The sequence below is a fragment of the Dechloromonas denitrificans genome (assembly GCF_001551835.1).
Lineage (GTDB): Bacteria > Pseudomonadota > Gammaproteobacteria > Burkholderiales > Rhodocyclaceae > Azonexus > Azonexus denitrificans.
On the sequence record NZ_LODL01000010.1, the window covers coordinates 570 to 14,671 of the forward strand.

Annotated in this window: 18 protein-coding genes; 11 read left to right on the plus strand and 7 right to left on the minus strand. The window is 65.3% G+C overall.

The annotated features are described in order from the left end of the window. The 7 genes from AT959_RS04215 to AT959_RS04245 all read left to right on the plus strand — a co-directional run. Positions 1-981: SAM-dependent methyltransferase (locus AT959_RS04215; protein ID WP_066881700.1), on the plus strand; the 981-nt coding region annotated here is incomplete at its 5' end. Continuing rightward, positions 974-1,537 carry a chalcone isomerase family protein gene (locus AT959_RS04220; protein ID WP_066880951.1) on the plus strand — a complete coding sequence of 188 codons (564 nt, stop codon included), beginning with the start codon at positions 974-976 and terminating at the stop codon, positions 1,535-1,537. The genes AT959_RS04215 and AT959_RS04220, both read left to right, overlap by 8 nt. A gap of 35 nt (positions 1,538-1,572) precedes the next feature. Beyond that, on the plus strand, positions 1,573-2,796 hold the full coding sequence (locus AT959_RS04225; protein ID WP_066881702.1) for an MFS transporter: 1,224 nt from the start codon (positions 1,573-1,575) through the stop codon (positions 2,794-2,796). Further along, positions 2,793-3,314 carry a DUF3833 domain-containing protein gene (locus AT959_RS04230; RefSeq protein ID WP_066880952.1) on the plus strand — a complete coding sequence of 174 codons (522 nt, stop codon included), beginning with the start codon at positions 2,793-2,795 and terminating at the stop codon, positions 3,312-3,314. The genes AT959_RS04225 and AT959_RS04230 overlap by 4 nt, the downstream gene beginning before the upstream one ends. Continuing rightward, positions 3,311-4,066, plus strand: coding sequence for an SDR family NAD(P)-dependent oxidoreductase (locus AT959_RS04235; RefSeq protein WP_066880955.1), 756 nt, complete (start codon positions 3,311-3,313; stop codon positions 4,064-4,066). Before AT959_RS04230 ends, AT959_RS04235 begins: the two co-directional genes overlap by 4 nt. A gap of 1 nt (position 4,067) precedes the next feature. Then, positions 4,068-4,490: a nuclear transport factor 2 family protein gene (locus AT959_RS04240; protein WP_066880957.1), complete on the plus strand. Its 423-nt coding sequence runs from the start codon at positions 4,068-4,070 to the stop codon at positions 4,488-4,490. A gap of 132 nt (positions 4,491-4,622) precedes the next feature. Further along, on the plus strand, positions 4,623-6,251 hold the full coding sequence (locus tag AT959_RS04245; protein WP_066880959.1) for a methyl-accepting chemotaxis protein: 1,629 nt from the start codon (positions 4,623-4,625) through the stop codon (positions 6,249-6,251). 130 nt (positions 6,252-6,381) lie between these two features. Here the strand turns inward: AT959_RS04245 and AT959_RS04250 are convergent, their stop codons facing one another. From AT959_RS04250 to AT959_RS04275, 6 genes are read right to left on the minus strand one after another with little or no spacing between them, the layout of a single operon-like run. Continuing rightward, on the minus strand, positions 6,382-8,073 hold the full coding sequence (locus tag AT959_RS04250; protein WP_066880961.1) for a potassium channel family protein: 1,692 nt from the start codon (positions 8,071-8,073) through the stop codon (positions 6,382-6,384). Between the two features lie 9 nt (positions 8,074-8,082). Then, on the minus strand, positions 8,083-8,466 hold the full coding sequence (locus AT959_RS04255; RefSeq protein ID WP_066880963.1) for a DUF6394 family protein: 384 nt from the start codon (positions 8,464-8,466) through the stop codon (positions 8,083-8,085). A gap of 33 nt (positions 8,467-8,499) precedes the next feature. Next, positions 8,500-9,165 (minus strand): BON domain-containing protein, encoded by a 666-nt coding sequence (locus AT959_RS04260; RefSeq protein WP_066880965.1) that lies wholly within the window; start codon positions 9,163-9,165, stop codon positions 8,500-8,502. Then, positions 9,162-9,752, minus strand: coding sequence for a phosphoheptose isomerase (locus AT959_RS04265; RefSeq protein WP_066880967.1), 591 nt, complete (start codon positions 9,750-9,752; stop codon positions 9,162-9,164). The genes AT959_RS04260 and AT959_RS04265 overlap by 4 nt, the downstream gene beginning before the upstream one ends. A 41-nt stretch (positions 9,753-9,793) precedes the next feature. Then, complete coding sequence (locus tag AT959_RS04270; protein WP_066880969.1) at positions 9,794-10,171, minus strand: HIRAN domain-containing protein; 378 nt, start codon at positions 10,169-10,171, stop codon at positions 9,794-9,796. After that, on the minus strand, positions 10,149-10,511 hold the full coding sequence (locus AT959_RS04275; protein WP_066880971.1) for a YraN family protein: 363 nt from the start codon (positions 10,509-10,511) through the stop codon (positions 10,149-10,151). Before AT959_RS04275 ends, AT959_RS04270 begins: the two co-directional genes overlap by 23 nt. Positions 10,512-10,521: 10 nt before the next feature. On the opposite strand from AT959_RS04275, the gene rsmI reads away from it, so the two are divergent. Further along, complete coding sequence (gene rsmI, locus AT959_RS04280) at positions 10,522-11,361, plus strand: 16S rRNA (cytidine(1402)-2'-O)-methyltransferase (protein ID WP_066880973.1); 840 nt, start codon at positions 10,522-10,524, stop codon at positions 11,359-11,361. Between the two features lie 37 nt (positions 11,362-11,398). On the opposite strand, the gene AT959_RS04285 is transcribed toward rsmI, so the two are convergent. After that, positions 11,399-11,638 (minus strand): hypothetical protein, encoded by a 240-nt coding sequence (locus AT959_RS04285; RefSeq protein WP_066880975.1) that lies wholly within the window; start codon positions 11,636-11,638, stop codon positions 11,399-11,401. A gap of 198 nt (positions 11,639-11,836) precedes the next feature. Between AT959_RS04285 and pyrC the strand changes: the two genes are divergently transcribed. Genes pyrC through AT959_RS04300 form a run of 3 tightly spaced genes read left to right on the plus strand, consistent with a single transcriptional unit; the run spans position 11,837 to position 14,093 of the window. After that, positions 11,837-12,868: a dihydroorotase gene (gene pyrC / locus AT959_RS04290; RefSeq protein ID WP_066880977.1), complete on the plus strand. Its 1,032-nt coding sequence runs from the start codon at positions 11,837-11,839 to the stop codon at positions 12,866-12,868. Positions 12,869-12,879: 11 nt separating this feature from the next. Further along, positions 12,880-13,320 (plus strand): hypothetical protein, encoded by a 441-nt coding sequence (locus tag AT959_RS04295; protein WP_066880979.1) that lies wholly within the window; start codon positions 12,880-12,882, stop codon positions 13,318-13,320. Further along, on the plus strand, positions 13,317-14,093 hold the full coding sequence (locus AT959_RS04300; RefSeq protein ID WP_066880981.1) for a DUF3025 domain-containing protein: 777 nt from the start codon (positions 13,317-13,319) through the stop codon (positions 14,091-14,093). Before AT959_RS04295 ends, AT959_RS04300 begins: the two co-directional genes overlap by 4 nt. Positions 14,094-14,102: the final 9 nt, after the last annotated feature.

Below are 14,102 nucleotides of genomic sequence, written 5' to 3' on the forward strand. Positions count from 1 at the left end.
GATATCGGCCTGGCCGAAGCCTACCTCGACGGTCATTGGGATTCGCCCGACATCAGCGGCCTGCTAGCCCTGCTGGCGCGCAACCGCGCGGTACTGAAGAAGGCCGTCTATGGCTCCTGGCGCAACCTGCTGGCGGCCCGCGTCCGGCATTGGCTGAACCGCAACAGCCGGGCCGGCAGCAAGCGCAACATCATGGCCCACTACGATCTGGGCAACGATTTCTATGAGCAGTGGCTCGACCCGAGCATGAGCTATTCGTCAGCCATCTACCGCGCCGTGGATGACGGTTCGCTGGTCAGCGCCCAGCACGCCAAGTACCGCCGCATCCTGCGGCGCCTGAAGGCCGGGCCGGGGCAGCGGGTGCTCGAAATCGGCTGCGGCTGGGGCGGTTTCGCCGAACTGGCGGTGCAGGATGGCTTGCAGGTGACCGGCCTGACCCTGTCGCCGGCCCAGCTCGCCTGGGCGCAAAAGCGCGTACCGCAGGCCGACCTGCGCCTGCAGGATTACCGCGACACCGAGGAGCGGTTCGATCACGTCGTTTCCATCGAAATGTTCGAGGCGGTCGGCGAGCGCTTCTGGCCGGATTATTTCAGGACCGTCGCCAAAGCGCTGCAGCCGGGCGGCAAGGCGGTGATCCAGAGCATCACCATTCGTGACGACCTGTTCGCCAGCTATCGCAAGGGCACCGACTTCATCCAGCAGTACGTCTTCCCGGGCGGCATGCTGCCGTCGCGCACCGCCTTCCGCGAAGCCGCCGCCCGGCAGGGGCTGGCCGTGCGCAACGAATACGCCTTCGGCCTCGACTACGCCCGCACGCTGGTCGAATGGCGACTGGCCTTCGAGCGGCGCTGGCCGGAAATCCAGAAACTCGGTTTCGACGAGCATTTCCGCCGCTTGTGGCGTCTCTATCTTTGCTACTGCGAGGCCGGCTTCCTGGCCGGAAACATCGATGTCGTCCAGTTCGAACTCACCCATGCTTGAGCCGGCAGCAGTCGAGTCCGCCGGTCGACGGCCGGAAAGGGGCAAAAAGCCGCTGAGCGCCACCCGGCGCGCCGTGCTGCTGGCGCTGGCGGCGGCACCCTTCGCCGCCTTGGCGAACAGCGACCCGACAGCCAGCCTGCAACGCTGGGGCAGCGGCGAATTCCGCCGCTTCGGCTTCCTCGTCTACGAAGCGACGCTGTGGGCGACCGACGACCCGCAACGACCACCGCTGGCGCTGAAGCTGACCTACAAGCGCAGCCTTGCCGGGCAGGCGATTGCCGAGGCCAGCGTCAAGGAAATCCGCAATCTGGGGCGAACTGACGAGGCCAGCCTGCAACGCTGGGGGGCGGCGATGGCGCGGCTGTTTCCCGACGTCAAGGCGGGCGATCACATCATCGGCCAATACACGCCCGAGGCGGCTCGCTTCTACTTCAACGGCCGCCTGTTGGGCAGTATCGACGAGCCGGCTTTCGCGCAGGCGTTCTTTGCCATCTGGCTCGACCCGAAGACCAGTGCGCCCGAACTCAGGGCGGCTTTGCTGCAGCGGGTGGGGTGATGCCAGGCCTGCGGCCGGCCGCGCCTGGCGCCACCATGACCACCGCCCGCGTCCTCGCCTACGGCCTGCTCGGCCTGCCGCTCGCCTTCGCCGCCTTGCCGATCTACGTCCATGTGCCGCGCTATTACGCCGAAACGGCGGGCATGGAGCTGGCGCTGCTCGGTTTCATCCTGCTCGGCGCCCGCCTGCTCGATGCCGGCATCGATCCCTGGCTGGGCTGGCTGGCCGACCGGGTCTCGCGGCGGCGCATGGTGGGGCTGGCCTTGCTGCCCTTCGGGCTCGGTTTCGTTGCCTTGCTCAACCCGCCGGCCGAGCAGGCCGGGCCGTGGTTGCTCGCTTCGCTGGCCCTGACTTATCTTGGCTTCTCCGCCGCTACCGTTGCCTATCAGGCCTGGGGGGCGGATGTCGGCGTCGATTCGGCGCTGCGCACCCGCCTGACCGCGGCTCGCGAAGGTTTCGGGCTGCTCGGCGTGGTCCTTGCCGCCGCCTTGCCGACATTGCTGGCCGGTACGTTGAACGAAGGCATTGCCCGGCTCAGCTGGATCTTGCCGCCCCTGTTGCTGATCGCCGCGGCGACCACCTTTTCGCGGGTCGGCGTCGGCCGGCCGCTGGCGGCATCCGGGGAGCGGCTGTTGCCCAGCCTGCGCCGGGTTGTGGCCGATATCGCCTTTCGCCGGCTGTTGCTGGTCTTTGTCGCCAACGGCATCGCTGCGGCGCTGCCGGCCACGCTGTTCCTGTTCTTCGTCGCCGATGTGCTGCAGCTGGAAAAGGCGAGCGGGCCGCTGCTGGCTGTGTATTTCGTCGCCGGCGCCGCCTCCTTGCCGCTCTGGGTCCGGCTGGCCGGGCGTTACGGCCGGGTCGCCGCCTGGTTGGCGGCGATGCTCCTTTCCATCCTGGCCTTTGCCGGCGCCAGCCAGCTCGGCAGCGGCGACCTGTGGCCTTTCGCCGCCATCTGCATCGCTTCCGGCCTGGCGCTGGGGGCGGATCTCGCCTTGCCGGCGGCGATTGCCGCCGATCTCGGCGAGCGGCAGGGGCAGGCGGGCGCCTGCTTCGGGGTCTGGAACTTCATTGCCAAACTCAATCTGGCGCTTGCCGCCGGGCTTGCCCTGCCTCTGCTCGGCGGTCTCGGCTATGTGCCGGGCAGCGGCAGCGGCCTGGGCGCGCTGACTTTCGCCTACGCCTTGCTGCCGCTCGCCTTCAAGGCGCTGGCCGGTGTGCTGCTTTGGCGCTGGCGCCATTCCCTGGAGCTTCAATCATGAAACTGTTCGCTGCTGTGCTGTTTTCCCTTGGCCTGACCGCCTGTGCTTCGACCGGCGTCGAGCAATACCGGGCCGAACAACCGGCCCTCGACCTGAAGACCTACCTGAACGGCCGGCTGGAGGCCTGGGGCATGTTCCAGGGCCGCTCCGGCGAGGTCAAGAAACGCTTCCATGTCGTCATCGATGCGCAGTGGAAGGGCGATACCGGCGTTCTCGATGAAAACTTCAAGTGGTCGGATGGCTCGACCTCGCGCCGGGTGTGGACCCTGACCAAGCAAGCCGATGGCAGCTTCCGCGGTACGGCCGACGACGTGGTCGGCGAGGCGATCGGCGAAGTCTCCGGCAACGCGCTGCGCTGGCGCTACGTGCTGGCTCTGCCGGTGGACGGCAAGGTCTACAACGTCGATTTCGACGACTGGATGTTCCTGATCGACGACAAGGTGATGCTGAACCGCTCCTACATGTCGAAATGGGGCTTCAGTCTGGGCGAAGTGACGCTGAGCTTCATCAAGCGATGAACCCGACCATCACCGATTGGCCCGGCAAGCGTGTCTGGCTGGTTGGCGCCTCGTCCGGCATCGGTGCCGCCATCGCCCGCGAACTGGCCGGGCGCGGGGCGCGGCTGGCGCTCTCGGCGCGCCGGGCCGACAAGCTGCAGGCTCTGGCGATTGCCGATGCGCTGGTGCTGCCCTGCGACGCCACCGACAGCGCCAGCCTGGCCGCTGCCCGAAAAAGCCTGCTGGCGGCCTGGGGCGGCATCGATCTGGTGGTCTATCTGGCCGGCGACTACGTGCCGATGGGCGCCGACAACTTCGATCTGGCGCTGGCCGAGCAGGTGCTGGCGGTCAATTTCAACGGCGCCTTGCGCCTCGCCGCGACCGTGTTGCCCGACCTCCAGGCCGGTGGCGGCATTGCGTTCGTGGCCAGCGTCGCCGGCTATCGCGGCCTGCCCAAGGCGCTGTGCTACGGGCCGGGCAAGGCGGCGCTGATCCATTTTGCCGAAGTGCTGCACCTCGATCTGGCCCCAAAGGGAATCGGCGTCTGGGTGATCAACCCCGGCTTCGTCGCCACCCAGCTGACGGCGAAGAACGATTTCGCGATGCCGGCGCTGCTGACGCCGGAGCAGGCGGCGATTGCTGCGGTCGACGGCTTCAAATCGGCAAATTTCGAAATCCATTTCCCGAAGCGTTTCAGCCGCTTGATGAAGCTGCTGGCGCTGCTGCCCTACCGCTGGTATTTCCCGCTGATTCGCCGCTTGACCGGAGGCTGAGATGAACCTCGACCCATTGATCCGTTTCTATCACGAGCTTTCCCCGGAAAGCGTCGCCCGTTTTCCCGAGTTCTACAGCGCCAACGCCTACTTCAAGGACCCGTTCAACGAGGTGCGTGGCATCGGTGCCATCCAGGGCATCTTCAGTCACATGTTCCAGCAGGTCGCCGAGCCGCGTTTCGTGGTCGTCGAACGGATGGTCGATGCCAGTGGTGCCATGCTGGTCTGGGAGTTTTTCTATCGGGTCCGGCTGTGGGGCAAGGGCCAGGCCCAGGTCATGCGCGGTGTCTCGCACCTGAAATTCGATGCCGACGGCAAGGTCTGCTACCACCGTGACTACTGGGATACCGCCGAAGAGCTCTATATGAAGCTGCCCGCTCTCGGCATGCTGATGCGCGGTCTGCGCCGGATGCTGGCAGCCTGAGACTTCGGATTATCCGTATTGCGTTGGCTCGGGCTTGGCCCTACAGTGGCCGTGCCGTCCGGCACAAAAATATAATGCGACGTCTCCTCCACCAGCGAGGGCGCGATCGCTCCAGTGGAGCGCGAGACAATCATGGGTTTTCTGAATTTCGGCAGTTTGAAAGGGCGCCTGACCTTGTCGGTGCTCGTTGCGTTGATCGGGCTGATCCTGCTCGGCAGCTTCCAGGCCGTGCATCTGCGCAGCCAGTTGCTGACCGACCGCAAGGCAACGCTGCAGGCGGCCATCGATATTGCACTGAGCATGGTCAAGGATCTGCAGGCGCAGGAAGCGAAGGGCGAACTGACCCGGGAGCAGGCCCAGAAGCATGCCAAGGACGTGCTGCGCAGCATGCGCTACGCCGGCACTGAATATTTCTACATCTACGACAGCAAGGGCATGGGCGTCATGCACCCGGTGCGCCCCGAGTATGTCGGCAAGAGCCACTGGGATCGCCAGGACAAGAGCGGCGCCTACACGGTGCGCAACCTGGTCAAGACGGCACTCGACAAGACGGTCTATGTCCAGACGATGACGGCCAAACCGGGCAGCGAGGTGCAGGTGCCGAAGCTGCAGAACCTGGTGCATTTCGAACCCTGGGACTGGGTGATCGGGACCGGACTCTATATCGACGACCTCGATGCCATTTTCTACCAGCAGTTGCGCGAAGTGGCGCTGGTCATCGCCCTGCTGCTGCTCTCGGTCGGTGCCGTTGCCTGGTGGATGGCGCGCGCCATCCTGGCCCAGATCGGCGGCGAGCCGGCCGATGCCGTGGCGACCATGAGCAAGGTGGCGGCGGGCGACCTGACGGTGTCGCTGAACACCGCCAACCCGAAGAGCCTGCTCGGCGAACTCGATCACCTGGTGCAGGCCTTGCGCCAGATGATGCAGGAAATCAGCCGCAACGCCGGCCAGGTCACCCGCTCGGCGCAGGAGATTGCCGAGACCTCGGCCAAGGTCGCCGACTCCGCTTCGGCGCAGACCGAAGCGACGCAGACGATGGCGGCGGCGATGGAGGAGCTGACGGTATCGATCAACCACGTTTCGGACAATGCGGGCGAAACCGAACGCTTCGCCAGCGGCGCCGCCGAACTGGCGATCCAGGGTGAGCGCAGCGTCGAGGTAGTGGCCGGCAACATCGCGACGATGGCCGGCCGGGTCGGCGACGCGGCGCAGCAGGTGCGCAGCCTGTCGGCCAACACCCAGGAAGTGGCGCGGATGGCGGCGGTGATCAAGGACATTGCCGGGCAGACCAATCTATTGGCCTTGAATGCGGCGATCGAGGCGGCGCGGGCTGGCGAGCAGGGTCGCGGCTTTGCCGTGGTGGCCGACGAAGTGCGCGTGCTGGCCGAGCGTACCGAAAAGGCGACGCAGGAAATCGCCGGCGTCGTCGACCGCATCCAGAACGAAACCGTCAATGCCGCCAAGGTCATGGACGACGCGCTGCCGGCTGCCGAAAAGGCCCGGACGACGGCCGGCGAAACCAGCGAACTGCTGCATCGCATCGCCGAGGGCTCGCGCTCGGCGCAGAACCTGGTCCGCGATGTTGCTGCCTCGACGCGCGAACAGAGCGAAGCCAGCACCTCGCTGGCCCAGGAAGTGGAGCATATTGCCAACCAGGTCGAAGCGACCGGGGTCAGCATGAACATCACCGCCGAGGCGGCCCGTTCGCTGCTCGCCACCGCCCAGTCGCTGAAAACGGCGACCGAGCGTTTCCGGGTCTAACCGGCCGCTACGCCGAGCCAAAGAGATGGGCGCCGGCAGGGCGCCCATTTTTTATGCCTGATCCGCTGGCTTACCCGGCACCGGCTGAAAATGCCCGGTTTTTACCGGTCGACCGCCGGAATGAGCCGGCTCAGGACGACTTTGCGCCGAATAGCCGTTGCCACAGCCAACTGCCGCTGCTTTCCAGGCCGCTCAGCACGTAGTCGAGTTCATTGGCGTTTTCCAGCGTCAATTCAAGGTTGCGGCGGGCATCGAGCGGGCTGGCCAGCAACAGATGGTCGCCGGCGACCAGTTTGAACTCGGGGCCGGGCAGCAGGTGACAAACCGTGTCGCGTTCGATGAGCAGCACGACCGCAGCCAGCGGCCGGCTGCGCTCGGTACCGTCGCGCAGGATGTCGTCGAGCCGGATCGTCCGCTCGCGCATCAGTGCCTGCCAGGCGGCCGGGGCCTCCGCAGCATTCAGGCGGCAGCCCCAGAGGGTCGGCGTGCGGCCGTCGCACAGTGCCTGCAGCCGTTCGACCAAGGCCCGGCTCCAGCTTTCGTCCTGACTGTCCAAGGCGGCCAGAAAGCGGGCGAGAAGCGGCGTGGTCAGGATGGCGATTGCTTCCTGGGCGACGATGCGGCTCGGCACCATCGTGAAATCGGCGCCGTAGGCCTTGAACAGCGCGCTGTTGGCGGCATGGTTCTGGCGGGTGACGACGAAAAGCTCGGGTTTCAGTTCGCTGGCGGTGACGGCGATGGACAGGTTGTTCACGTCGTTGTCGCTGCCGGCGATGATGCCCGAGGCGGTGGCGATGCCGGCTTGGCGCAGGGTGCTCGCCTCGGTGCCATCGCCGACGATGCTGCAGTCGGCATCCGGCGCGCCGGGATCGATGATGGTCAGTCGGATGCCGGTTTGCTGCAGGCGCTCGGCCAGCGCGTGGCCGAAGCGGCCGTAGCCGCACAGGATCCAGTGGCCGGCCGGCGGCCGGTGCGGTTCGGGAATCGGCGTTTCCGGCAGGCTGGTCAGCAGTTCGATCAGCCGGAAATGTTCCGGCGCGGTCACCGCCAGTGCCAGTTGCTCGGCGAAACGTTCGTAGGGGCTGATGATGTGATCGGTACCGAACGAGGCCATATTGGCTTTGACCGAGGGCGTGCGTGCGCGGGCGATGACCGGGATGTCCGGGTTGAGCAGCCGGACGGCGATGGCAATGGCGAGATTGGCTTCCTCATCATTGGTCACGGCCAGTACGCCGCGGCATTTCGGATGCGTCAGCCCGGCCAGCAGCAGGTTGTCGGGTTGGCGGGCGTCGGCGGCGAGGGCCGGGGTGTCGGTCTTGAAGTCCTGGAGGTCGAGTTCCTGGACGCGCAATTCGTCCTTTTCGAGGACGACGAAGGCCTGGCCGATGTGGTCGAAACTGCGGCAGATCAGGTTGCCGGTTTCGCCGCAGCCGCTGATCAGGTAGAACGGCTCTTTCAGGCGGCGGACGCGGCGGGCGAAGCGGTTGGTGGTCAGCGTGTTCTGGAAGCCCTTGTCTTGGAGCAGCGCGATCAGCGTCACCACGGAATACGACCAGCCGACGACGGTCAGGTAGATGCAGATGGTGACCCACAAGCGCTGGGCATCGGAAAAGGCATTGGGGATTTCGCCAAAGCCGATGGTCGTCGCCGTGTAGCTGATGAAATAGAAGGCGTGGAAGAAGCTGAGCGGGGCGGCCGGCCTGCCTTCGGCATCGACCCCGGGAACCAGCGTCAGGCCGATGACCGCGATGCCATAGATGACGATGAGCAGGATAATCGGCGCCCGCATGCGCCGGAGGACGAGGAAGAAGGCGCTGTTCACGCGCAACTCCTAGCGACGCAGCATCACGGTTTCGACAATGAGGATGATGACCGAGACGACGTTGGCGAAGAGGGCGCCGCCGGACAGCGAAACGACGCTGGAGGTGACATGGGCGGTCATGCCGACGCCGGTGACGTGTTCGGCAATGCCCCAGGTGAGGGCGGCGGCGATCAGCTGCAGGTCGGCGACCAGGCTGGTCGACAGGTGGATGGCGCCGATCTGGGTGCGGTCACCGAACTTGAGGGCGGTGGCGATCAGGCTGACGATCAGCGCGGCGGCCAGTTCGTAGACGTTGTGCAGTTCCGGCCGTTCGATGTCGCCGATGAAGAAACCGAAATTGAGGGTGGCGGCGAGGACGATGAAAAAACCGAATATGACCTTTTCCAGATTCATGGCCCTCTCCCCCTATTACATGTTGTTAGCGGCTCAGCGGGTTTCCACCGGCGCCGTTGCCGGCGGCGGCGTCCGGGCACCGAGCGCCTGGTTGTCGATGCGGCGAACATCGGCGTCGGGCAGCACTTCCATCACATTGATCACCTTGCGCACCCCATCTGTGGTACGGGCGACGGCGACGGCGACCTTGGCTTCGCGTTCGGTGACGATGCCCATCAGGTGGGTGACGGCCTTTTCGGTGACGACCTTGATGTGGTTGGCCGAAATCTGGTTCGAGTCGACCAGCCGTGCCTTGACCTTGGAGTCGATGTAGGAGTCGGTGCTGCGCGAGCCGAGCGAGGACAAGGGTCCGATCGTCGTTTCGTTATGGACCAGGCGGACGCCTTCGATCTTGCCGACGGCTTCGCCGATCGCCTGCTTCGCCTCTTCGCTCGGCACTTCGCCGGTAATCAGCACGATGTGGTTGTAGGAGGTGAAGTTGAGGTGCGAAACGTCCTTGTATTGCGCCGGGACGCGCGAGGCGGCCTTCCATTCGGTTGATTCGTCGTCGGTCTGGGTGCCGGTCGAGCGGCGGTCGTGGGCGCTCATCACGCCGACTGCCGCGCCACCGACGATGACGGCCGGGACGCAGCCCTGCAACATGGGCAGGGCGATGACCAGGGCGGCCGCGCCGAGGCTCAGCTTGAATTTGTGCATCATTCGACTCCCAATAAAAGCGCGTCGATGCCATCGCACAGGCAATGGATGACGAGCAGGTGGGTTTCCTGAATTCGCGCCGTCCGGTCGGCCGGCACGCAAAGATGAATGTCGTCGTCGCGCAGCATTTCGCCAATCATGCCGCCGCCCTTGCCGGTCAGCGCGATGATGTGCATGTCGTGTTCGTGGGCAGACTTGATCGCTTCGATGACGTTGGCGGAATTGCCGGAAGTCGAGATGGCGAGTAGCACGTCGCCGGCGTGGCCGAGGCCGCGCACCTGCCGGGCGAAAATCTGGCTGAACGAGTAGTCGTTGGCGACCGCGGTGATGATCGAGGTGTCGGTGGTCAGTGCGATGGCGGCCAGTTCCTGGCGTTCGGCCTCGAAACGGCCGATCAGTTCGGCCGCGAAATGCTGCGCATCGCCGGCTGAGCCGCCGTTGCCGCAGGCGAGTACCTTGCCGCCGTTGATCAGGCAATTGGTCATCGTCTCGATGGCGGCGGCGATGGGGGCTGCCATCATTTCGACGGCGTTCAGCTTGGTTTGGGCGCTGTCTTCGAAATGCTTGGCGACGCGGGCGATCAGATCCATATTTTTCAGCAGGTTGGGGCCAGTAATTAAAGCATTCTACATCACAGCTCGATGAAGACCTCGAACTCCACCCGGCGCCAGGGGTTCGGGTGTTCGGTCAGCCTGGCGATGCGGGCGACGAGCCGTTCGCCCTGGTCCATGGCGGCGGCAACGCTGCGGTTTTCGGCGCGCGGGACATAGCCCAGTTGATGGCCGCGCCACTCGACACGGATGGCGTGGCGGTCGTGTCGGTTGTCCGGTTCGCGAACCAGGGTCAGCGCGTCGCCGACCTGCAGTTGCTGCCAGAATTCGCCGACCGCGTAATACTGGCTGCCGGCCAGCGGCGAACTCTGCACCAGCAGGCGCACGCTTTCGGCCTGGGCCACAATCAGCCACAGACCCAACCACAGGGCCAGGCTAATCGTCAGCAGCAAACGCATCGCGGAGCCATTCCAGTTTGCCGTTATCGATCAGCACGCAGTCGAAACGGCAGTCGCCTTCCGGCTTGCCGAGCAGGTAATGGCGGGCGGCGAGGATGATGCGGCGACGCTTGCCGGCCGTGATGCTGGCGCCGGCCCCGCCGAAATCGCTGCGGCTGCGCTGGCGGACTTCGACGAAAACCAGCACCTTGCCGTCGCGGCAGATCAGGTCGATTTCCCCGCCGCGCACCCGGAAATTGCGCTCGACGAGGCGTAGACCGCAGCCCTCCAGATGGCGCGCCGCCAGCGCCTCGGCTTCGCGGCCACGGGCGGTGGTGGTATCGTTGGTCTTTGTTTGCATAGCCGAAAAAATGACGGAAGAATCTGCTGCATTGTATGTTGTCCCGACGCCGCTCGGGAATATGGCCGACCTGACCCGGCGGGCCGAAGAAGTCCTGCGCCGCGTCCCCTGGGTCGCCGCCGAAGATACCCGGCACAGCGGCCCGATGCTCAAGCAGCTCGGCTCGTCGGCGCGGACGCTGCCGGCGCACCAGCACAACGAACATGAGGCGGCCGCCCGCATTGTCGAGCGCCTGCAGGCCGGCGAGGCGGTGGCGCTGATTTCCGATGCCGGCACGCCGGGCATTTCCGACCCGGGCGCCCGCGTCGTCGCCGCCGTGCGCGCTGCCGGCTGCAAGGTCGTACCCTTGCCCGGTCCGTGCGCGGCGACGACGGCGCTGTCCGCCTCCGGCCTGCTCGACGAGCATTTCCTGTTCTACGGTTTTCTGCCGAGCAAGGGCGGCCAGCGCCGGCAGGTGCTCGAAGGGCTGCGCGAACATCCCTATGCCCTGGTTTTCTACGAGGCACCGCATCGCGTGCTGGAAACCGTGGCCGATCTCGCCACGGTCTTCGGTGAGCGGACACTGGTCATCGGTCGCGAACTGACCAAGATGTTTGAGTCGATCCACAGTTGCCCGCTCGGCGAGGCGCTCGACTGGCTGAAGGGCGATCCCAATCGCCAGCGCGGCGAATTCGTGCTGATGGTATCCGGAGCGCCGGCCGATGCCGACGATGGCGAAGGCGAGCGCGTCCTCAAGCTGCTGCTGGCCGACGGCCTGCCGGTCAAGCAGGCCGCCAAGCTGGCGGCGGCGATTAGCGGCGCGGCGAAAAATGCGCTCTACGAGCGGGCGCTGGCGCTGAAAAACGAATAACGCTACGGTCGGCCGGGCTGGCTACCCGGCCCAGGACTCACTGGCCTTTTGTTTTGCGCGGAGCCTCGGTGTCGGCAATCGAATGACCTTCTTCCGAGGCAGCATGCAGCAGCCAGCACAGGTCGCTGCCTTGCACCGGCATCGGGATCATCTGGTTCCAACTCCAGCGGAACACCGGGCCGTAGGGCACGTAGCGCGCCAGCACGTCGCCTTGCGGGCTGACACCGAAAAAGGGCCAGGGCGAAGTGATCGCGGTTTTCAGTTGGGCTTCGGTCATGGGTAGCCTCCTTGTTGCGGGCGGTTTCGAAGTTTCAGTCTGCGCGCGAACGGAATGCCAATCAATGACCTGGATCAGGAAGCGAGCAGGCCTGGTCGGGCGCCATTTTTTGCCGCTTTGTCAGGTCGCCGGGCGGGCAATCCGCCGAGCTGAATCGGCAGCCTGCTAAAATTAACGAAATTACCCAGAGAAACAAGCATGCAACTGACCATTACCCGCCCCGATGACTGGCATCTCCATCTGCGCGATGGCGAAGCACTGGCCGCCGTTGTCGCGCACACCGCCGCCCAGTTCGGCCGTGCCATCGTCATGCCCAACCTGAAGCCGCCGGTGACCACCGTCGACCAGGCCGCCGCCTATCGCGACCGCATCGTTGCCGCACTGCCGGCCGGTGCCAGTTTCGAGCCGCTGATGACGCTCTACCTGACCGACAACACGCCGGCCAGCGAGGTAGCCAAGGCCGCCGCCTCCGGTTTCGTCAAGGCGGTCAAGCTCTACCCGGCCGGGGCGACGACCAATTCCGATGCCGGCCTGACCGATATCGCCAAGGCTTACGACACGCTGGCCGAAATGGAGCGGGTCGGCCTGCCGCTGCTGGTCCATGGCGAAGTGACCGATCCGGCGGTCGACCTCTTTGATCGCGAAAAAGTCTTCATCGACACCGTGCTGCTGCCGCTGACCCAGCGTTTCCCGAAGCTGAAGGTGGTGATGGAGCACATCACGACCAAGGATGCGGCGGAATTTGTCGCTGCGGCACCGTCGACCGTAGGCGCCACCATAACTGCCCACCATCTGCTCTACAACCGCAACGCCATCTTCCTTGGCGGCGTGCGGCCGCACTGGTATTGCCTGCCGGTGCTGAAGCGCGAGACGCACCGCGCGGCGCTGGTCGCCGCTGCCGTCTCCGGCAATCCGAAATTCTTCCTCGGCACCGATTCGGCGCCGCATGCCAAGGGCGCCAAGGAAGCGGCCTGCGGTTGTGCCGGCTGCTACACCGCCTATGCCGCGATCGAACTGTACGCCGAAGCCTTCGAGCAGGCTGGTGCCCTCGACAAACTGGAGGCCTTTGCCAGCTTCCACGGCCCGGACTGGTACGGCCTGCCGCGCAACAGCGGCACGCTGACGCTGGTCAAGGAAAACTGGACGGTGCCGGCCGATTACCCGTACATCAGCACCGACACCATCGTGCCGCTGCGCGCCGGCGAAACGCTGTCCTGGAAAATGCGTTAAGGAAAAAAATCATGCGTCTGCGTCACCTGATCCTGCCGTTGCTGGCTGCGCCGCTGCTCACCGCCTGTATCAACGATGGCGCGACGTATGAAATCGACAATACCCGCGAGCATGTGCTGTCGCTGATCCGCGAACAGCCGTATTTCTGGGACAGCAAGGTCAATCTCTACCTCGTCGTGTCGCGGATGCCGGCCTGCCTGCGCCGCCATCACCTGGGCGTCGGTACCGAAAAGACCAAGGTCGAGATCTACCAGGTGCCGTCCGGTGCTTTCATCGTCAAGAGCGGCAAGCGCATGTACGCCACCGAAACGCAGACTTGCGAGAGCTTTGCCAAGATGGACGGCGAGCCGGCCGAGGGCATGGGCAAGCTGATGGGGACTTTCCGCGTCAAGGATGGCGAACTGGTCTTCGTCAGGGAAGAGAGCGAAGAAGCGAAATCGGCCGGCAATTGAGTTCCGATTCGCCTTACGCGCTGTCGCTGTTCGACCCGCTGCGGCCGTGGCTGGAGCAGCTGCCGAACACTCCCGATGCCGTGGCCGTCGCGGCGCTGGCCGGGGTGCTGCCGATTGTGACCGAGAACGGCCGGCGCATCCGCTTCGTGCCGCCGCAAGCGGACGGCCTGGCTTACGAATGCCGGATCTGGGAAAGCGGTGAAGTGGAAACCCGGCCCGACAACTGGCATGACTTCTTCAATGCGGTGGTCTGGTTTGCCTTTCCGCGCACCAAGGTGGCGGTCAGTGCGCGTCACGTGCGGGCGATGACGGCGGCCGGCGAGCAGCGCGGCACGGTCCGCGATGCGCTGACCCATTTCGACGAATGCGGCATTGCCGTGCTTTCCAGCCGGCCCGAGCTGCTGGAGATGTTGCGCAATTTCGAGTGGAAGCGGCTGTTCGTCGAGCATCGCGCCGAAGTCCGGCAAAGCATGCGCTTTCTCATTTTTGGCCATGCGACCTACGAGGCCTTGCTCAAGCCGTTTCGCGGCCTGACCGCCAAGGCCATCCTCTACGAGATCGATGCAGATGGCTTGCAGCAGTCGCCGTCGGCGTTGCGGGCAGTGGTTGACGCGCGTCTGGCGGCCGATCTGGCCAGCGGCCGGTATGCCCGGCCGCGCGATTTTCAGCCCTTGCCCTTATTGGGCATTCCCGGGGTGGTCCCGGACAGCGAAGATCCGGCGTATTACGACGATACCTATCAGTTTCGTCCAGGACGCCGGTCGCGCACCTAGAAACAGCGT